Origin of the sequence: Labedella gwakjiensis, from assembly GCF_003014675.1 — a bacterium.
GTDB lineage: Bacteria > Actinomycetota > Actinomycetes > Actinomycetales > Microbacteriaceae > Labedella > Labedella gwakjiensis.
Genome location: NZ_PYAU01000001.1, coordinates 177,867 through 195,976 on the forward strand (window position 1 = coordinate 177,867; position 18,110 = coordinate 195,976).

The 18,110-nt window shown below is 68.9% G+C and carries 19 protein-coding genes and 1 tRNA gene; 10 read left to right on the forward strand and 10 right to left on the reverse strand.

Features of this window, described 5'->3' with window-relative positions:
- Positions 1–167: 167 nt before the first annotated feature.
- The 3 genes from CLV49_RS00815 to CLV49_RS00825 all read left to right on the forward strand — a co-directional run bounded on the left by CLV49_RS00815 (position 168) and on the right by CLV49_RS00825 (position 4,044).
- On the forward strand, positions 168–437 hold the full coding sequence (locus CLV49_RS00815; RefSeq protein WP_243696484.1) for a multidrug ABC transporter ATPase: 270 nt from the start codon (positions 168–170) through the stop codon (positions 435–437).
- A 28-nt stretch (positions 438–465) separates the two neighbouring features.
- Complete coding sequence (locus tag CLV49_RS00820; protein ID WP_106561830.1) at positions 466–2,337, forward strand: helicase-associated domain-containing protein; 1,872 nt, start codon at positions 466–468, stop codon at positions 2,335–2,337.
- Positions 2,338–2,403: 66 nt separating this feature from the next.
- On the forward strand, positions 2,404–4,044 hold the full coding sequence (locus CLV49_RS00825; protein ID WP_106561831.1) for a DNA repair helicase XPB: 1,641 nt from the start codon (positions 2,404–2,406) through the stop codon (positions 4,042–4,044).
- Here the strand turns inward: CLV49_RS00825 and CLV49_RS00830 are convergent.
- On the reverse strand, positions 4,041–4,820 hold the full coding sequence (locus CLV49_RS00830) for a pyrimidine reductase family protein (RefSeq protein ID WP_106561832.1): 780 nt from the start codon (positions 4,818–4,820) through the stop codon (positions 4,041–4,043). The genes CLV49_RS00825 and CLV49_RS00830 overlap by 4 nt on opposite strands.
- Positions 4,813–5,742 carry a dihydropteroate synthase gene (gene folP, locus CLV49_RS00835; RefSeq protein ID WP_106561833.1) on the reverse strand — a complete coding sequence of 310 codons (930 nt, stop codon included), beginning with the start codon at positions 5,740–5,742 and terminating at the stop codon, positions 4,813–4,815. Before folP ends, CLV49_RS00830 begins: the two co-directional genes overlap by 8 nt.
- Before the next feature lie 89 nt (positions 5,743–5,831).
- On the opposite strand from folP, the gene CLV49_RS00840 reads away from it, so the two are divergent.
- The 4 genes from CLV49_RS00840 (at position 5,832) to CLV49_RS00855 (ending at position 9,681) form a co-directional block, all read left to right on the forward strand.
- The gene (locus CLV49_RS00840; protein ID WP_106561834.1) at positions 5,832–6,527 is read left to right on the forward strand and encodes a response regulator transcription factor; all 696 of its coding nucleotides are present in this window, start codon (positions 5,832–5,834) and stop codon (positions 6,525–6,527) included.
- 14 nt (positions 6,528–6,541) lie between these two features.
- Positions 6,542–8,338, forward strand: coding sequence for a sensor histidine kinase (locus CLV49_RS00845; protein WP_243696483.1), 1,797 nt, complete (start codon positions 6,542–6,544; stop codon positions 8,336–8,338).
- A 46-nt stretch (positions 8,339–8,384) separates the two neighbouring features.
- The gene (locus CLV49_RS00850; protein ID WP_158261873.1) at positions 8,385–9,263 is read left to right on the forward strand and encodes an aminoglycoside phosphotransferase family protein; all 879 of its coding nucleotides are present in this window, start codon (positions 8,385–8,387) and stop codon (positions 9,261–9,263) included.
- Positions 9,264–9,393: 130 nt separating this feature from the next.
- Positions 9,394–9,681, forward strand: coding sequence for a WXG100 family type VII secretion target (locus CLV49_RS00855; RefSeq protein WP_106561836.1), 288 nt, complete (start codon positions 9,394–9,396; stop codon positions 9,679–9,681).
- Positions 9,682–9,808: 127 nt separating this feature from the next.
- On the opposite strand, the gene groL is transcribed toward CLV49_RS00855, so the two are convergent.
- The 4 genes from groL to CLV49_RS00875 all read right to left on the reverse strand — a co-directional run bounded on the left by groL (position 9,809) and on the right by CLV49_RS00875 (position 12,970).
- Complete coding sequence (gene groL / locus CLV49_RS00860; RefSeq protein WP_106561837.1) at positions 9,809–11,428, reverse strand: chaperonin GroEL; 1,620 nt, start codon at positions 11,426–11,428, stop codon at positions 9,809–9,811.
- A gap of 199 nt (positions 11,429–11,627) precedes the next feature.
- Positions 11,628–11,831, reverse strand: a complete 204-nt coding sequence (locus tag CLV49_RS00865; RefSeq protein ID WP_106561838.1) for a cold-shock protein — start codon at positions 11,829–11,831, stop codon at positions 11,628–11,630.
- Positions 11,832–12,034: 203 nt separating this feature from the next.
- Positions 12,035–12,628 (reverse strand): LytR C-terminal domain-containing protein, encoded by a 594-nt coding sequence (locus tag CLV49_RS00870; protein WP_106561839.1) that lies wholly within the window; start codon positions 12,626–12,628, stop codon positions 12,035–12,037.
- Positions 12,629–12,667: 39 nt separating this feature from the next.
- Positions 12,668–12,970: a DUF3263 domain-containing protein gene (locus CLV49_RS00875; protein WP_106561840.1), complete on the reverse strand. Its 303-nt coding sequence runs from the start codon at positions 12,968–12,970 to the stop codon at positions 12,668–12,670.
- A 154-nt stretch (positions 12,971–13,124) separates the two neighbouring features.
- On the opposite strand from CLV49_RS00875, the gene msrB reads away from it, so the two are divergent.
- Positions 13,125–13,529 (forward strand): peptide-methionine (R)-S-oxide reductase MsrB, encoded by a 405-nt coding sequence (gene msrB / locus CLV49_RS00880; protein WP_106561841.1) that lies wholly within the window; start codon positions 13,125–13,127, stop codon positions 13,527–13,529.
- Complete coding sequence (locus CLV49_RS00885; protein WP_106561842.1) at positions 13,526–14,107, forward strand: nitroreductase family protein; 582 nt, start codon at positions 13,526–13,528, stop codon at positions 14,105–14,107. The genes msrB and CLV49_RS00885 overlap by 4 nt, the downstream gene beginning before the upstream one ends.
- A gap of 31 nt (positions 14,108–14,138) precedes the next feature.
- Here CLV49_RS00885 and CLV49_RS00890 read toward each other — a convergent pair whose 3' ends face one another.
- The 4 genes from CLV49_RS00890 to CLV49_RS00905 form a co-directional block, all read right to left on the reverse strand.
- The gene (locus CLV49_RS00890; RefSeq protein ID WP_243696482.1) at positions 14,139–15,074 is read right to left on the reverse strand and encodes a DMT family transporter; all 936 of its coding nucleotides are present in this window, start codon (positions 15,072–15,074) and stop codon (positions 14,139–14,141) included.
- Between the two features lie 73 nt (positions 15,075–15,147).
- Positions 15,148–15,558, reverse strand: coding sequence for an arsenate reductase ArsC (locus tag CLV49_RS00895; RefSeq protein ID WP_106561844.1), 411 nt, complete (start codon positions 15,556–15,558; stop codon positions 15,148–15,150).
- 52 nt (positions 15,559–15,610) lie between these two features.
- A tRNA-Thr gene (locus tag CLV49_RS00900) sits at positions 15,611–15,686 on the reverse strand.
- Between the two features lie 46 nt (positions 15,687–15,732).
- Entirely contained in the window at positions 15,733–16,668 is a 936-nt protein-coding gene (locus CLV49_RS00905; RefSeq protein WP_106561845.1) for a DsbA family protein, read from the reverse strand.
- 293 nt (positions 16,669–16,961) lie between these two features.
- Between CLV49_RS00905 and CLV49_RS00910 the strand changes: the two genes are divergently transcribed.
- A complete protein-coding gene (locus CLV49_RS00910; protein WP_106561846.1) occupies positions 16,962–18,062 on the forward strand; it encodes an ABC transporter ATP-binding protein in 1,101 nt (366 codons plus the stop codon).
- Positions 18,063–18,110 lie beyond the last annotated feature (48 nt).

Sequence of the window (18,110 nt, forward strand, 5' to 3'; positions counted from 1 at the left end):
TTCGTGTCGGCGTCTGTGGTGGTCGCTTCGGGAGCCCGGAGCGTCACGACGTTCGCGCCGCCCCGCCAGTTTAGTCGGCCCCACCCCGGACATCCCTCCCGCCCGAGCTTCCGGTCTCTCGCGAGGCGCCGCGACCGCTCGGACCCGCGTGGGCCTATCCTGACAGTGTGAGCACATCGTCGACGTCTGCACCGAGCCGCGTGGAGCGCATCCTCGCCTTCATGCTCATCGGCGTCTTCCTCGTCTCCATCGTCGCCCTCTTCGTGGTGCTCATCGCCACCTGGGCCGGCGCCACCGACTTCGGCGGCAGCTTCTGGCCCGTCGTGGCCATGACGCCATACTTCGGGCTGCCTTTCGCCTTCCTCCTGCTCCTCGCGCTCCTCATCATCGCCACGGTGCGGCGAGCGCGAGCAGCCAGACGCGACGACGGGTCCTGAGCATGGCCGACCCGCTGAGCAGGCCAGAGTGACCGACACTCTCGCGCTCGCGGGCGCGCTCCGCCAGTGGGACGAAGGTCGTCTCCGCCGCCTCGTCGCGCTCCGCCAGGTGCCGGACGACCCGGCCATCGACGACCTCTTCGACCTCTCCGAGTACCTTCTCGACCGCGCTCGCCTCGAAGCCGTCGTGCGTCGACTCGATCGCCGTGTCCTCATCCTGCTCGCCGCCGCCGCCGAGCTGAATCGCCCGTTCGCGTTCGAAGAGCTCCTCGCGCACGTCGCCCACACCGCCGGAGATTCGACGCTGTGGGACGAGGACATCCTCGCCGAGGCCCGAGCGACGGCCACGGGATCCGCCCTCCTGCTGGACGAGGACCTGGACGTGCCGATCGCGGCCGTCGGGTCCGCTCTCGCCGCCGTCGGGCCGTCCTTGAGCCTCGCGACGCTCGTCGGCGAGGACCGGCCACGGACTCTCGCCGTCGCGGACGACCCGAACGTCGTCTCCGCGGTCTCCGCCGAGCGCGCCTTCCTCGCCTCCGCCCGGACGGGCGACCTCCTCGACGCGCTCCTCCGCCACCCGGCGAGAGAACTCGGCCGCGGCGGACTCTCTCTGCCGGACGCCCGCCACCTCTCGACGATCATCGGCACGGACGTGGCGGCCGTCGGCCCCCTCATGGAGCTGGCGTCCGCGGCCGACCTCGTCTCGCTCGAGGACCGCTCGTGGCTCGTCACCACCGCCGGCATCGAGTGGATGGGGCTCCGCATCGCCGAGCGATGGCGGGTCCTCGCCGACTCGTGGCGGTCGAGCATCTCCCCCGAGATCCTGTCGATCATGAGCTCGACGCGTCACGGCCACCTCGGCGACAGGCTCGAGGCGTTCGCCCGCTGGTGGTTCCCGGCCGGCGGGGACTGGCTCGGGGGACGCATCGAACAGCTCGCGGCGCGCTCCGACATTCTCGGTCTCACCGTCGACGGCGTGTGGAGTCCCGCGGCCGTCTCCCTCCTCACCGACGGCATCGACGCGGCCTCCGCCACCCTTGCTCCGTCCCTGCCGGAGGAGGTCGACAAGGTTTACATCCAGAACGACCTCACGATCATCGCGCCCGGTCCGCTCCTCCCCGATCTCGACCGCACGCTCCGCAGCCTCGCCGATCTCGAGTCGCGCTCGCACGCCTCGACCTATCGGATCTCGCCGATGAGCGTCGGACGCGCCCTCTCGCAGGGCACCACACGGGAGACGATCCTCGGATTCCTCCGAGGCATCTCCCTGACGGGCGTCCCCCAACCCGTCGAGTACGTCGTCTCGGAAGCCGCCTCACGGCATGGCCTGATCCGTGTCGGGCCGTTCTCCGCGCTCGACGGCTCGAACGCCGCGGCATCCTCGACCGTCCGCTCGACGGACCGCGACTACCTCGACGCGATCCGGGTCGACCAGTCTCTCGGGTCCTTGTCTCTCTCCGCGTCCACGACCGCGGACGGGGGAAGCGAACTCGTCACTCGGTTCGCGCCGGACGTGGTCTTCTGGGCACTGCAGGGGGCGCGCTACCCCGTCGCCGCCGAGACATCCGACGGCGCCATCGTCCAACTGACGAGGGAGCATCTCGCCGCCCGGGTCGATTCGCCGGCGTCGACCTCCGACGCGCTCCTCCGGCGACTCGTGGCGTCGGTGGGCGACGACGGGGAGGCGACCGACGCCGCCTGGCTGTCCCGCCAGCTCGACGAGGCCGTCAAGCGCAAGAGCACCATCACGATCGTCGTCCGATTCCCGGACGGGCAGGACCGCGAGTTCGTCCTCGAGGCCACGGGACTCTCCGGCGGTCGACTCCGCGGTCGCGACGCCAACGCCGACGTGGAGCGTACGGTGCCCGTCCGGAGCATCGTCTCCGTCCGACCCGCCTGACGCGTTCGGCGTCGGATCGCACCGCCGTGCACCCGTTCCCATCGGGGACGAATAGACTTGACCCTCATGTCAGACGGCCCGCTCATCGTTCAAAGCGACCGCACGGTTCTCCTCGAAGTCGCCCATCCCCTCGCTGAGGACGTGCGGCACGAGCTCGCTGTGTTCGCCGAGCTCGAGCGCGCCCCGGAACACGTGCACACGTATCGCATCACCCGCCTGGGGCTCTGGAACGCGCGCGCCGCAGGTCACGAGGCCGCCGGCATGATCGACACGCTCGAGCGCTTCTCGAAGTTCCCTCTGCCGCAGAGCGTCGTCACGGACATCCACGACACGGTCTCGCGATACGGGCGCCTCGTCATCGAGCGCGACGAGGAGAAGCAGCTCGTCTTGCGGTCGACGGACGAGGCCGTCCTCACCGAGGTCTCGCGGGCGAAGCGGATCGCGCCCCTGCTGATCGGTCACCCGGCGCCCGACACGTTCCTCGTCGAGCCCTGGGCACGTGGCCAGTTGAAGCAGGAACTCGTGAAGCTCGGCTGGCCGGCCGAGGATCTCGCCGGCTACACGCCGGGCACCCCTCACCCCATCTCCCTCGCGGAGAGCGGCTGGGGCATGCGGGACTACCAGTCGAAGGCCGTCTCGAGCTTCTTCGACGGCGGTTCCGGAGTCGTGGTGCTGCCGTGCGGTGCAGGCAAGACGATCGTAGGAGCCGGGGCGATGGCGACGGCGGCCACCACCACGCTCATCCTCGTCACGAACACCGTCTCGGCCCGTCAGTGGCGCGACGAGCTCCTCCGCCGCACGAGTCTCACCGCCGAGGAGATCGGCGAGTACTCCGGCGAGTCCAAGGAGGTCAAGCCGGTCACGATCGCGACCTACCAGATCCTCACGGCCAAGCGGAAGGGCGAGTACGCCCACCTCGCGCTGCTCGATGCGCTCGACTGGGGCCTCGTGATCTACGACGAGGTGCACCTCCTCCCCGCGCCCGTCTTCAAGCTCACCGCCGAGCTGCAGGCACGCCGTCGTCTCGGCCTCACCGCCACCCTCGTCCGCGAGGACGGGCGCGAGGGCGACGTCTTCAGCCTCATCGGACCCAAGCGCTTCGACGCTCCGTGGAAGGAGATCGAGGCCCAGGGCTACATCTCCCCCGCCACGTGCTACGAGGTGCGGGTCGATCTGCCCTCCGGCGAGCGCATGACGTACGCGGCGTCGGCCGACGATGAGCGGTACCGGCTGGCGGCCACAGCGCCCGTGAAGCTCGGGGTCGTCCGTCGACTCATCGAGCGGCATGCAGGAGAGCGCATCCTCGTGATCGGGCAGTACCTCGATCAGATCGACGAGATCGCGACCTCCCTCGGCGCCCCGAGCATCACCGGGTCGACCCCGATCGACGAGCGCGAGCGGCTCTACCAGGCGTTCAGGGTCGGCGAGGAGAAGGTGCTCGTGGTGTCGAAGGTCGCGAACTTCTCCGTGGACCTCCCCGAGGCCACCGTCGCCATCCAGGTGTCCGGATCGTTCGGATCGCGCCAGGAGGAGGCCCAGCGTCTCGGCCGGCTCCTCCGACCGAAGGAGTCGGGTCTGCCCGCCAACTTCTACACGCTCGTGGCGCGCGACACCGTCGACCAGGACTTCGCCCAGAACCGGCAGCGGTTCCTCGCCGAGCAGGGCTACAGCTACACGATCCTCGACGCCGACTCCATCGCCGCTTAGGCCGCGGCGGGCCGCGTGTAGCGCAGCAGCAGGGTGTCGTCGGCCGCGCGCGCCACGTGGGCGAGCGCGAGACCGACGGGGGCGGACGGCGGAGGCCCCTGCGCGATACGGCCGGCGTCGCCGCTCGCGAGGAGCGGGCTCACCGTGAGACACACGTCGTCGACGGAGCCGCTCGCGATGAACGCCCCGAAGAGCGCAGGTCCCCCCTCCGAATGGATGCGCGGCAGTCCGGTGGCTGCGAGGGCGGTGCGCAGTTCCTCCCCGTCCACCGACTCGTCACCGCAGGCGATCACGTCGGCGACTCGGGACAGTGCCACGATCCGATCGCGGTCGGCCGCTCGCGTCGTGAGAACGAGCGGACGCACGGGCGCCTCCGTGAAGATCCGGTCATCGGGGTCGAGATCGAGCGACCGGGAGACGATCCCGAACCGAGGCTGCTCGGCGTACCCGGCATCGGTCCGCAGCCGGGAGTGATGCCCACCCACACGCAGCGGACCGTAGCCTTCGGTGCGCACGGTGCCGGCGGCGACCACGACAATGTCGCACGGCACGCGGAGAAGGTCGAAGACCCGGCGATCGGCGTCCGATCCGAGCCCGCCGCTCAGGCCGTCCACCGTCACGGCGCCGTCGACGCTCGCGACGAAGTTCATGCGCAACCAGGGGGAACCGTCTGACGGAGTGGACTCCTCGTACCAGTCGAGGACGTCGCGATCGCCGCTGTCCCATCCCGCGTGTCCGGAGCGCGACCACACGCGTTCGAGCGGAGCCTCAGTCATTGACGTCTCCCATGTTGTGTCGAAGCTCCACCGGCTGCCGCATCCCGAGGACGGCCTCGGTCATCCGCACGGCGGCGACGGACTCGCGCACGTTGTGCATCCGGACGATGCGGGCTCCCTGCGCGATGCAGAGGACCATGGCGGCGAGAGATCCCTCGAGCCGTTCGGGCTTCGGGGCTCCGATGCTCTCGCCGACGAAGTCCTTGTTCGACACGGCGACGAGCGTCGGCAGGCCGATGCCGGCGATCTCGCCGAGCCGCTTCGTGAGCTCGAGACTGTGGAGGGTGTTCTTGTTGAGGTCGTGGCCGGGATCGATAACCAGTCGTTCCTCCGGCACTCCCCCGTCGAGCGCCCGGGACACCCGCTCCTCGAGGAACGCGGCCACATCGCGGACGACATCGTCGTACTGCGGCCGCGGGTACGCCGTTCGCGGCGCGGCGAGGCTGTGCGTGAGCACGAGGGTCGCATCGCTGTCGCTCACGACGGGGAGCAGGTCGGGGTGGTGGAGTCCGGTGGTGTCGTTGATCACGTCGGCTCCCGCGTCGATGCAGGCGCGTGCGACGGCGGGGAGGAACGTGTCCACCGAGATGACGACGTCGGATCGCTCCCTCACGGCCCGGACGACCGGCAGGACCCGCTCGATCTCGTCCTCTGCCGAAAGGGCGGGACCCGGCGCGAACGGAACCCCTCCGATGTCGACCCAGTCGGCCCCGGCCTCGACGGCGCGCTCGCACGCGAGGACCGCCGCTTCGAGGGCGAAGGTCCTCCCCTGGTCGTAGAAGGAGTCCGGCGTCCTGTTCACCACGGCCATCACCGCAACCTGGCGAGTGAAGTCGAAGGTGCGGGCGCCGATCCGACGCTGTGGACGACGGATCTCCAGCCCCCGCGTGAGGGAATCGAGCGGGGGAAGCGAAGGGGGCATGCCGCCATTCTCTCGGACGTCCTGCACGCGCCGCTGGGAGCGACCAGGACATTCAGGAATGCTTCAGGAAACACGCAGATACTGTCCTCATGACCGGCCCCCGCATCCTGATCGTCGACGACGAGCCCAACATCCGCGACCTCCTCACCACCAGCCTGCGATTCGCGGGCTTCGCCGTCCGCGCGGTCGGAAACGGCGCCCAGACCATCTCGGCCGTCCTCGAAGAGGAGCCCGACCTCATCATCCTCGACGTCATGCTCCCCGACATGAACGGTTTCGGGGTCACCAAGCGCCTCCGCTCGGCCGGGTACACGGCTCCGATCCTGTTCCTCACCGCGAAGGACGACACCGAGGACAAGATCACGGGCCTCACCGTGGGTGGTGACGACTACGTCACGAAGCCGTTCAGCCTCGACGAGATCGTCGCGCGCATCAAGGCCATCCTCCGCCGCACGATGCAGGCAGACGAGGACGCGGTGATCCGCGCCGGCGAGCTGACGATGGACCAGGACACGCACGAGGTCCTCGTCGGCACCACACCGGTAGAACTCAGCCCGACGGAGTTCAAGCTCCTGCGCTACCTCATGCTCAACCCCAACCGCGTGCTCAGCAAGGCGCAGATCCTCGACCACGTCTGGGAGTACGACTTCAACGGCGACGCCGGCATCGTCGAGAGCTACATCTCGTACCTCCGCCGCAAGCTCGACCAGTTCTCGGGCGAGCCGCTCATCCAGACGAAGCGCGGATTCGGGTACATGCTCAAGACCGCCGCGGCGAAGCCCTGACCGTCGGCGCTCCCGTGACGGAGGCGACCCCGAAGCGGGAATCCTGGCACGCGTTCGTGGAGCGCACGGGCGAGTGGTGGAACGGAGTCTCCCTCCGGACGAAGATCACCGGGGTCACGGTCCTCGTTCTCACGTTCGGTCTGCTCATCGCGGGTACCGGCACGATGGCGATCCTGAAGCAGGCCCTCGTCTACCAGGTCGATGCTCAGGTGAGCACGATGTCCGAGAGCAAGGTGCGCGCATACCTCGAGGGCGACGCGAGCGCTTTCGCGATGCAGTCGCAGAACGACCTCTATATGGCCCTGTACGGCCGCGACGGCGCTCTCATCGACCAGTCGTGGTCGTCGGGCGACGCTCTCGCCCCCCGGGTCGCCGAGAACATCCACTTCGACATGGCGCTCGCGGCTGTGGGCGACACGGACCCGGTCATCACCCGGAGCGAGACCGGTGGAACCGAGTTCCGCGGTCGCTGGGTGTCCGTCTCCGTGGGCGGGTGCGACTCCTGCTACGTGGTCTACGTCGCCGCATCGATGCGCAACACCGACACGATCGTGGCCACGTACCTCACGATCTTCTTCGGCCTCGGCCTCGGTGTGATCGTGCTCGGCGCTCTCCTCACCCGCATCCTCGTCACGAACACGTTCCTCCCCCTCCGCGAGGTCGAGCACACCGCCGCGCGCATCGCCGACGGCGACTTCAGTCAGCGGTTGTCCGGCGCCACCCCGAACACGGAGGTGGGCCGACTCAATCGGTCGCTCAACACCATGCTCGCCCGGATCGACCGCGCGTTCCGCGATCGAGCCAGGGCGAACGAACAGATGCGGCGTTTCGTGGGCGACGCGAGCCACGAACTGCGCACCCCTCTCGTCACGGTACGCGGCTACGCCGAGCTCTACCGCATGGGTGCCCTTCAGAAGCCCGAGGACGTCGCTCAGGCCATGGAACGGATCGAGAAGGAGGCCATCCGCATGGGCGGCCTCGTCGAGGACCTCCTGGAGCTCGCGCGCCTCGATGAGACGAAGCCCATGCGCCTCGAGCGCGTGGATCTCACTCCGATCGCACGAGACGCCGTCATGGACGCCAGGGCGGCGTCACCCGGGCGCGACATCCGCGTGATCCGCGACACCCCTCCCCCGCGGCTCACCACCATCACGCGCCCGGAGGACATTCCCGTCCAGGCACCGCCCCCTCCGGCGATCGCGCGACCGCGGAACGGCTCGACGACGGCCACCGGGCCGATGGCCCTCGCCGCCGGAACCCTCGCCCGTCTGCGGTCCCGGCGCCCCCGCAAGGGATCGGAGGAGGAGCAGCAGCTCCTGACCCTGAACCCGATCGCCCACACGACGTCGCCCACTCTCACCGTTCCCGCCGTGGTGTTCGCCGAGGAGAACAAGCTGCGCCAGGTCGTGGCCAACCTCATGGGCAACGCCCTGCGTTTCACGCCGTCCGACTCGCCGCTCGAGGTGGGGGTGTCGGCCGACCCTGTCACGGGACGCGCCACGATCGCCGTCATCGACCACGGCGAGGGGATCCCTCCGCAGATCCGCGACAAGATCTTCCAGCGCTTCTGGCGCGCCGACAGCTCGCGTACGCGTGAGACCGGCGGAAGCGGCCTCGGGCTCGCGATCGTCTCCTCGATCGTCGCGGCTCACCAGGGCACGGTGACGGTCGTCGAGACGCCCGGCGGCGGAGCGACCTTCCGCGTCGAGCTGCCGCTCGCCGCACCGGCCGAGGAGACGGAGCTCGTGGACTCCGACGAGACGAACGAGTCCGGCACGGAGCCCCAGGCCGAGCGCCCGGGCGAGCTCTGACTCGAAATGCGGTCGCGGGTCCGTGTCGCACCCCTCCGCTGAGCGCGTGATCGTCCCGCAGAGCTTCCGCGAGCAGCCGCGCTGGTGGCTCGACGAGGACGGCCGCCGGTGGCTCGATGACATCCCGCGCCTCGCCGACCTCGTCGCCGCCCGATGGGGCCTCACCCTCACCGGCGAGGTCTGGCACGGTTCGAACGCGATTGTCATCGCCGCCGAGCGGGGTGGACACCGTTTGGCCCTCCGTCTCTCGCCTCCGGGCGACGACGTCGAGGCGGAGGTCGGAGCGCTCCGCCTCTGGTCTGGACGCGGGACGGTGGCCCTCGAGGACTGGAACGTCGACCTTCGCGCGCTCCTCCTCGAAAGGCTCGACGGATCCCGCACCCTGGCGGAGGAGTCCGTCGACAGTGCGGCCGACGTCATCGGAGCCATGACGCGACGGCTCGCCGTCCCCGTCCCCTCGAGCGTGCGCTCGACGTCCTCGATCGCGCACGCCCATGCGGTCTCGTTCGAGACGGAGTGGGAACGACTCGGCCGTCCCGCGCCGCGGACGATCCTCGACACGGCAGTGCGTCGAGCCGAGAGGCTCGCCGGGTCGGGCGGAGCGTTCGCGGTCAACGGAGACCTTCACGACGGGCAGTTCCTCCGGGGAGGGGTCACCGAGTGGACCGTGGTCGACCCACTGCTTCTCCGCGGGGACCCGGAGTACGACCTCGCCCGCCTCCTCTGGTCGCGATTCGACGAGTCGACGGACGTCGCGACCATCCGGGCGACAATCGATCGCCTCGTCGACGCCGCCGGCGTACCGGCTCCACGTGCCCACGATTGGATCGCGGTCCGTTCGATGTCGTACCTGTTGTGGGGGGTCGAGCATGGACTCACGATCGATCCGCCGCGCTGCCTCCACATCCTCGAGACGGTCGCCTGAGAACGTCGTCCACAGGCCGTCCACGATCCGGTTACGCACCGAACGTCGAGCGATACCGGCGACTTTCTGACGGCCCGGATTACCGTCGCTCTGGTACGCACACGGCGTGCGGAAGACGAACGGAGTGGACATGACGAGGTTCCAGGTCGACAGCGAGGCCGCGGCCGGCGTTGCGGGCAGCATGAGATCGACGGCGGAGCGCGTGCGCACCGAGTGCGCCGCGCTCCACGCTCAGCTGACGGAGCTCCAGGGCTCGTGGACGGGTTCGGCCTCCGCGGCCTTCCAGGGAGTGGTCGCCGAGTGGCGATCGACGCAGCAGCGCGTCGAGGAGTCACTCGCGAGCATCAACACGGCACTCGACCGATCGGTCCAGAGCTACGTGGACGTCGAGCAGCAGAACGCAGCGATGTTCCGCTGACGCTGACGGGGGCCGAGCTCGGCGCTCACTGAGCCTCGACCCCTGGCGCAAGCGAAACGGCGGGGCGCCTCCCGAAGGAGACGCCCCGCCGTCGCGGTGCTGCTGTACCTCTGTGGTGCTGTGCGGACTAGAAGTCCATGCCACCCGAGGGGTCGGCCGGCATCGGAGCGGACTTCTCCGGCTTGTCGGCGACGACGGCCTCCGTGGTGAGGAAGAGACCGGCGATCGACGCGGCGTTGACCAGCGCGGAGCGCGTGACCTTCACCGGGTCGTTGATGCCCGTGGCGAGCATGTCGACGTACTCGCCGGTCGCGGCGTTGAGGCCGTGTCCGACGGGCAGCTCGCGCACCTTGGCGGCGACGACGCCCGGCTCGAGACCGGCGTTGAGCGCGATCTGCTTGAGCGGAGCCTCGATGGCCACCTTGACGATGTTGGCACCGGTCGCCTCGTCGCCCGTGAGCTGGAGGCTCTCGAACGCGGTCTTTCCGGCCTGGATGAGCGCCACGCCACCACCGGCGACGATGCCCTCTTCGACGGCGGCCTTCGCGTTGCGGACGGCGTCCTCGATGCGGTGCTTGCGCTCCTTGAGCTCGACCTCGGTCGCGGCTCCGGCCTTGATGACGGCGACGCCACCGGCGAGCTTCGCGAGGCGCTCCTGGAGCTTCTCGCGGTCGTAGTCGCTGTCGGTGTTCTCGATCTCCTTGCGGATCTGAGCCACGCGGCCGTCGATCTGCTCCTTGGTGCCCGCACCGTCGACGATCGTGGTCTCGTCCTTGGTGATGACGACCTTGCGTGCACGGCCGAGGAGGTCGAGCGTGACGTTCTCGAGCTTGAGGCCGACCTCTTCCGAGATGACCTGTCCGCCGGAGAGGATGGCGATGTCCTGGAGCTGCGCCTTGCGACGGTCTCCGAAGCCGGGGGCCTTGACGGCGACCGACTTGAAGATGCCGCGGATCTTGTTGAGGACGAGGGTCGCGAGAGCCTCGCCGTCGACGTCCTCGGCGATGATGAGGAGGGGCTTGCCCGAGTCGATGACGAGCCCGGCGATCGCCTGGATGTCCTTGATGTTCGAGATCTTCGAGTTGACGATGAGGATGTATGCGTCCTCGAAGACCGTCTCCTGACGGTCCGTGTCGGTCACGAAGTACGCCGACAGGTAGCCCTTGTCGAAGCGCATGCCCTCGGTGAGCTCGAGCTCGGTGCCGAACGTGTTCGACTCCTCGACCGTGACGACGCCTTCCTTGCCGACCTTGTCGATCGCGTCGGCGATGATCTCGCCGATCTGCGTGTCGGCGGCCGAGATGGCGGCGGTGGCGGCGATCTCCTCGCGGGTCTCGATCTCCTTGGCGGAGGAGAGCAGCTCGGCGCTGACGGCGGCGACGGCCTTCTCGATACCCTTCTTCAGGCTGATCGGGTCGGCGCCGGCCGCGACGTTGCGCAGGCCTTCGCGGACGAGAGCCTGAGCGAGGACGACCGACGTGGTCGTGCCGTCACCGGCGACGTCGTCGGTCTTCTTGGCGACCTCCTTGACGAGCTCGGCGCCGATCTTCTCGAACGGGTCGTCGAGCTCGATCTCCTTGGCGATGGAGACACCGTCGTTCGTGATCGTGGGAGCGCCCCACTTCTTCTCGAGGACGACGTTGCGGCCGCGCGGGCCGAGCGTGACCTTGACGGCGTCGGCGAGCTGGTTGAGTCCGCGCTCGAGACCGCGCCGGGCCTCTTCGTCGAAAGCAATGATCTTTGCCATGTGGTTTTTCGTCCCTCCCGGACGTTGAGAACGTTTTTTTAGCACTCCGATATCGGGAGTGCTAACACGATTCTGGCACTCTCGACCGGGGAGTGCAAGCCGCGCGGAGGGGCGGGAGGCTGACCCTTAGGCGGGGCACGACGACGAACGCCGTCGACCGGAGTCGACGGCGTTCGTCTGGATGTCATTCGGTTGGTGTTTACGCGAGACGAACCGATTCCGCCTGGGGGCCCTTCGAGCCGGTCCCCACCTCGAAGACGACCTGCTGGCCCTCCTCGAGAGCCTTGTAGCCGCTCATGTCGATCGCGGAGTAGTGGACGAACACGTCCTGTCCTCCGCCGTCCACGGTGATGAAACCGTAGCCCTTCTCCGCGTTGAACCACTTCACGGTCCCGTTCGCCATGCCTACTCCCATGTTGCTGTGTCTCACGGCAGCCGGCTCTTGCCGTCGCCGGGCCGGTCGCACGCTCGAGCCAGCATGCGCGACCACTTCCAGATAGTAGCCACCGCGTGCAGGCACGTACACGTGCTGCAGGAAATGGTTACAGAGGGTGCTCACCCCGGAAACACGCGGGAAACACAGGGCGGTCGGAGGCCCGCCGATGATCAGCCGGCGGCCGGCGGGACGTAGTCGGCGCCGAGCACGACGACGAGCTGGAGGATCGGCTCCTCGCCCTCGCCCGCCTCGATCGCGAAGTCGTCGGAAAGAGTGATGGTCCCGACGCCGAGCGCCTCGGCGAGGCCTCGAGCAGCGCCCTCCTGCGACGGGTCCTGGTAGTAGACGATCGTCGTCTCGACCGTCGACTGATCGGCGTTGCTCACCGCGATGTTCTGCGACCAGCCGGCGGCGGCCAGCTGCTCGACCGCATCGCCCGCGAGGCCGGCCGTCGATGTGCCGTTCAAGACGGTCACGATGGCCGCGGTGTCGACGACGGCCTCGGCCGGTGGGGTCGTCGCAGGCGTCTCCGACGCCGCCTCGGAGGCCTCCTGCTGAGGGAACACCGCATCCAGGTCGAGACGGTCGGTGATGAGCTGCAATCCGACGATCCCGACGACGACCAGGACCACGGTGGCCGCCGCAGCCCACGCGAACGCGATCCATCCACGCCCGCGCCTCTCAGGTGCTCGGTGGGCACCGACGCGGGCCGGCTCCGACGGACCCTTCACGTCGAAGCGGTCACGGGAATGGCTGCGGGTCATTGCGCTGGCGGTGTCTTCCGGTTCAGGCGTCTCGAGCCATCAGCTCGAGGACTGGGGAGTGGATCGTGCTGCTCGTGCGGCCGATCGTGCGTCCCGCATGCGCTGGAGCCTCTTCACCAGCATGGGATCGTAGACGAGCGCTTCGCGACGATCGATGAGCGCGCCGAGTACCTGATAGTACCGGGCGGCCGACAGGGAGAACTCTGAACGGATCGCATCCTCTTTGGCGCCTGCGTGCTTCCACCACTGGCGTTCGAAGTCGAGGATGGCCCGTTCGCGATCGTCGAGCGCGCCGGCATCACGTGCGCCGTCCGATCCCCCGGTCGTCTCGCTCGCCGCCATGTCGCCCTCCTCTCGGCCACATCATAATCACGCCACGTGTCGCGGAGGTTTCGTGCGACGGCCGGTCGCCGACTCCCTTTCGCCACGTGACGAGCGGGGAACAACGTGGCTCGCGTGCGGTTGAATGGAGGAGGACACCGATGGAAGGACACCCATGGCGCACGAAGTGAAGAAGAGCGACGCCGAGTGGCGCGACGAGCTGAGCCCCGAGCAGTTCGCGGTGCTGCGTGAGGCGGCGACCGAGCGCCCGTGGACGGGCGAACTCCTCGACGAGGCCCGTTCGGGCCTCTACACGTGCGCGGCCTGCGGGGCCGAGCTCTTCAAGAGCGGTACGAAATTCGATTCCGGCTGCGGGTGGCCGAGCTTCTACGAATCGGTCCGCCCCGAGGCCGTCACCCTCATCGAGGACACCTCGCTCGGAATGAAGCGGACCGAGGTCCGTTGCGCGACGTGCGACTCGCACCTCGGCCACGTCTTCGACGACGGATTCGGCACCCCGACGGGAGACCGCTACTGCATGAACTCCCTCGCCCTGGGCTTCACGCCCGCAGCGGAGTGAGCACGTCGGAGCAGCCCCTCTCGCCCGCCGATCGGGCCGAGAGGTTCGAGACCGTCCTCGACGCCGTCGCCACGCGCCGATCCTGGTCGAGTGTCACCTCGGACGCCCCGAGCCATGACGAGCTCTCACGGATCGTGTCAGCGGCCGGACGGGTCGCCGATCACAGCTCTCTCCGCCCGTGGCGGATCGTCGCACTCCGAGGCGATGCTCGCCGTCGCCTCGGAAAGGCGATCGCGAAGGCGTCGAAGGATCGCAAGCCGTCGGACAAACCCCACAAGGCACCGCTGATCCTCGCGGTCGTCGTGACGGAGAAGAAGTCCCACAAGGTCCCCCGGTGGGAGCAGGAGGCCGTCGCATCGGGCGTCGCCCACACCGTGAGCCTCCTCCTCGACGCCGCCGGCTGGGGCGTCTTCTGGCGCACCGGCTGGTACACGCGTCACAAGGCGATGCGGAAGGCCCACGGCCTCGCCAAGAACGAGGAACTGCTCGGGTGGCTCTACGTCGGCGGCGTCCCCGAGGGTAAACGCCGCGGCTCGCGTCGTCCCGTCGACGGCGAGCGGTTCATCACCGAACTCTGACCACGACCGAGCGGCGGCGTCAGCGGCTTCGTCAGCGGCGGATGCTCGCGATCGCCACCGCGACGAGGGCGAGTCCCGCTCCGGCGACCGTCGTCCAGTGCAGCCCACCGGCTCCCGGCGCGAGCAGGTCGAGCAGGACGGCGCCGACGAGCTGGCCGGCGACCGTGCCAAGGCCGAGGACGAGCAGTCCCGTGTGAGACACGAGGAACGCCGAGACGCCGATGAAGACGCAACCGATCGCTCCGCCGATGTACAGGATCGGATCGCTCGGCAATGCGTCAGGGAGACCGACGGCGGCGAAGTGCACCGCCATCGCCACGAGAAGGACCACCGTTCCGACGGTGAAGTTGATGAAGGTCGCCGTGAGCGCACTCGACGCCACCTGTCGGACCCGACCGTTCACGGCCTGCTGCCAGCCGATGCCGATGCCGCCGAGCAGCGGCATGACGAGGAGCCACAGCGGCTTGTCTCCCCCGAACTCCGTCGAGACGGCCCACGCGACGGCGACGAGGGCGAGCACGGACCCGAGGACGCGCGAGGTCCGGAACGGAACCACCCCGTGCGGACCGAACCCGATGCGGTCGAGCACGAGAGACGAGATCGTCTGACCGGCGACGATGGCGACGGTGAAGAGCGCGACTCCGAGGGCGGCTGCGGCGATGCCCTGGGAGAGCACGAGGAAGGCACCGGCCGCGCCACCGGCGACGGTCCACCACGGGACCGTCCGGTCGCGCAGCGAACCGACGACCCGAGCGAGACCGCGGCGGCCCGGCCGCGAGAATCCCATGACGATCGTGAGGATGATGAGACCGGATCCGAATGACACAGCGGCCGCGGCGAAGCCGTCGTCGAGCGCAGCCCCGAGGGCGCCGTTGATACGGGCCTGGGCGGCCACGAACGTCCCGGTGACGACGGCGAGAACGAGCCCGAGCCATTGCGGGAACGCCCGCTTCACACCTTCAGTCACGCCGAACCGCCCGATCGTTCCGTTGCACTCAAACCTGGCGAGTCTACTCCGCCGGGTGAACGCGTCGGTGCGGTCAGTGTGCCGACGGAACGAGGTCGGCGAGGAGGCGCTCGACCCGCGACCTGATGTCGTCCCTGATGGCCCGGACCTCGTCGATCGGGCGCCCCTTCGGGTCGTCGAGCTCCCAGTCCTCGTAGCGCTTGCCTGGGAAGATCGGGCATGCGTCGCCGCAGCCCATCGTGATGACCGCGTCGGCGCCTCGGACCTGCTCGGTCGTCATGAGCTGGGGAACGGCCCGCGAGATGTCGATGCCCTCCTCGGCCATCACGGCGACCGCCGTGGGGTTGATCGACTCCCCCGGCTCGGATCCGCCAGACCGCACGTCCACGGCACCGCCGGACAGCGCCGTCATGTAGCCGGCGGCCATCTGTGATCGCCCGGCGTTGTGAACGCACACGAACAGGACGACGGGGGACTCGCCCATGGGGACATCCTCTCAGCAGCGTGCCGTCACGACGAGGCTCGCGCCTCGAAACTGGAGCCGACTGCGGGACTCGAACCCGCAACCTACGCTTTACAAGAGCGTTGCGCTACCAATTGCGCCAAGTCGGCCGACGAGCACCCATCCTAACCACTCGGCGGAGGGTGCCGACGCGTCCTATCCGTCCGCCGGCGCCGTCTCGGTGGGCGTCGGGGTCGGAGTGGAGGTGGAATACGTCTCGCTCGACGCCTGCAGGACGAAGGCGCGGAACTCGTCGGAGTCCTCGAGCGACCCGGTGTACTGCTTCCCGTTCACGAGGATCGTGGGCGTGCCCTGCACCTGCGCGACGGAGGATCCGGGGATCGGTCCTTCCTTCGCACGGTCGGTCGCCGACTGGATGAACCCGGCGAAGTCCCGATCCTCGATGCAGTCCGAGACGCCCGTGGCACCGGCGGTGCCCGCGATCTCGATGAGCTGATCGTCGGTGAGCCCCTCCGATCCCTCCGCCGGCTGGTCGGCGAAGAGGGCCGAATTGAATGCCCAGAAACTGTCAGGGGAGGAGTCGGCCACGCACGCCGCGGCATTCGCAGCGCGGAGCGAGTACTGCGTTCCGGCCGACCGCGCCGTGAGGATCGCGATCGGGTGGATCTCGACGGTCGCGGCGCCCGATTCGACGAGGGACTCCATCTGCTCGCCGTTGGCCCGCTCGAAGTCTCCGCAATACGGGCAGAGATAGTCGAGGTAGACGCGGATCTGGGCGACGGCCGGGTCGTCGGCCGTCGGGATCGGATCGGCACCCGCCGCGAGCGCCTCCGTGGGCACGGCGGTGAGGCCCTGGCCGATGACGATGCCGTCGCTCGCCATGTTGGCCGGGCCCTTCGAGGCCGGCCGGATGGAGGTGACGACGATGACCGCGACGATGGCCACGACAGCGAGCACGCCCACGATGATGCCGCCCTGAACGAGGACGCGGTTGCGCAGGTCCCTCTTGCGTTGCGCTGCGCGCAGCTCCTTGGCCTTCTCTCGGGCAGCCTCGCGGCGTTCGTTCTTGCCCACGGGCTTGTCCTGCTTGCTCACGGGCTCGTCCTGGCCGGCAGGGTCTCCGGTGCTCATGGATCCTCGCTTCGACGTCGTACAGAGATGAGGCGTCGACCCTGGGGCGGGCTCGACGCACCCACCGATAGTAGGCCCGTCGCCTGGACGTCGGCCACGCAGTAGCTGAGGGCGGTGGACATCTCGCACCCCACGTCCCCCGTTCACGGGAGTCGTGGCATAATGACAAGGCGCGACGAGGACGTCGCGTGCGTCGCCCCACCGATCGACTCCGTCCGGAGTCGGTCGACGGCCGCGCTTCCATTCACTCGGATCGTCCGGCACGTACCTGCCGGTGAAGGAGAAGACAGCACATGTCATCAGTAACGTTCGACAACGCCACCCGTCTGTACCCCGGTGGCACCCGCCCCGCGGTCGACAAGCTCAACCTCGACGTCGCGGACGGCGAATTCCTCGTCCTCGTCGGCCCCTCCGGCTGTGGCAAGTCGACCTCGCTCCGCATGCTCGCGGGCCTCGAAGAGGTCAACGACGGCCGCATCCTCATCGGCGACCGCGACGTCACGGACGTCCCGCCGAAGGACCGCGACATCGCGATGGTGTTCCAGAACTACGCGCTCTACCCGCACATGACCGTCGCGGAGAACATGGGCTTCGCCCTCAAGATCGCCGGCGTCGGCAAGGAGGAGCGCGCTACCCGCGTCCTCGAGGCCGCCAAGCTCCTCGACCTGGAGGAGTACCTCACCCGCAAGCCGAAGGCGCTGTCCGGTGGTCAGCGTCAGCGCGTCGCCATGGGTCGCGCGATCGTCCGTCAGCCGCAGGTGTTCCTCATGGACGAGCCGCTCTCGAACCTCGACGCCAAGCTCCGCGTGCAGACCCGTACGCAGATCGCGTCGCTCCAGCGTCGTCTCGGCGTCACGACCGTCTACGTCACGCACGACCAGACCGAGGCCCTCACCATGGGTGACCGGATCGCCGTGCTGAAGGACGGCCTCCTCCAGCAGGTCGGCACCCCGCGCGACCTCTACGAGGCCCCGCAGAACGTGTTCGTCGCCGGCTTCATCGGCTCCCCCGCCATGAACCTCCTCACGGCGGACCTCGCCGAGGGCGGCATCAAGTTCGGCGCGAGCGTCGTCCCGGTCGACCGCGACATCCTCAGCACCGCAAGCGGCAAGCAGGTCACCGTGGGCGTGCGCCCCGAGGACATCGTCGTCTCGACCGACCCGGGTGCGGGTCTCGAGGTCGTCGTCGACCTCGTCGAAGAGCTCGGCGCCGACGGCTACCTCTACGGCCACTCGGAGGTCGAGGGCAAGCGCACCGACATCGTCGCTCGCGTCGACGGCCGCCTCCACCCCTCCATCGGCGACACGGTCCACCTCGTGCCGGCCCCGAACCACATCCACGCGTTCGACGTGGAGTCCGGCGAGCGCCTCAACAAGGCCATCGTCAGCGCCTGACACACCCATCGATGACGCCGGTCGGCCGGGCTTCTGCCCGCCGGCCGG

Excerpts from the sequence above, each read along its gene's own strand:
- CLV49_RS00865 (WP_106561838.1), bottom strand. The coding sequence starts at position 11,831 with ATGGCGAACGGGACCGTGAAGTGGTTCAACGCGGAGAAGGGCTACGGT.
- msrB (WP_106561841.1), top strand. The coding sequence starts at position 13,125 with ATGGCGCACGAAGTGAAGAAGAGCGACGCCGAGTGGCGCGACGAGCTG.
- groL (WP_106561837.1), bottom strand. The coding sequence starts at position 11,428 with ATGGCAAAGATCATTGCTTTCGACGAAGAGGCCCGGCGCGGTCTCGAG.
- CLV49_RS00895 (WP_106561844.1), bottom strand. The coding sequence starts at position 15,558 with ATGGGCGAGTCCCCCGTCGTCCTGTTCGTGTGCGTTCACAACGCCGGG.
- CLV49_RS00905 (WP_106561845.1), bottom strand. The coding sequence starts at position 16,668 with ATGAGCACCGGAGACCCTGCCGGCCAGGACGAGCCCGTGAGCAAGCAG.
- CLV49_RS00825 (WP_106561831.1), top strand. The coding sequence starts at position 2,404 with ATGTCAGACGGCCCGCTCATCGTTCAAAGCGACCGCACGGTTCTCCTC.
- folP (WP_106561833.1), bottom strand. The coding sequence starts at position 5,742 with ATGCCCCCTTCGCTTCCCCCGCTCGATTCCCTCACGCGGGGGCTGGAG.
- CLV49_RS00830 (WP_106561832.1), bottom strand. The coding sequence starts at position 4,820 with ATGACTGAGGCTCCGCTCGAACGCGTGTGGTCGCGCTCCGGACACGCG.
- CLV49_RS00870 (WP_106561839.1), bottom strand. The coding sequence starts at position 12,628 with ATGACCCGCAGCCATTCCCGTGACCGCTTCGACGTGAAGGGTCCGTCG.
- CLV49_RS00840 (WP_106561834.1), top strand. The coding sequence starts at position 5,832 with ATGACCGGCCCCCGCATCCTGATCGTCGACGACGAGCCCAACATCCGC.
- CLV49_RS00855 (WP_106561836.1), top strand. The coding sequence starts at position 9,394 with ATGACGAGGTTCCAGGTCGACAGCGAGGCCGCGGCCGGCGTTGCGGGC.
- CLV49_RS00875 (WP_106561840.1), bottom strand. The coding sequence starts at position 12,970 with ATGGCGGCGAGCGAGACGACCGGGGGATCGGACGGCGCACGTGATGCC.
- CLV49_RS00910 (WP_106561846.1), top strand. The coding sequence starts at position 16,962 with ATGTCATCAGTAACGTTCGACAACGCCACCCGTCTGTACCCCGGTGGC.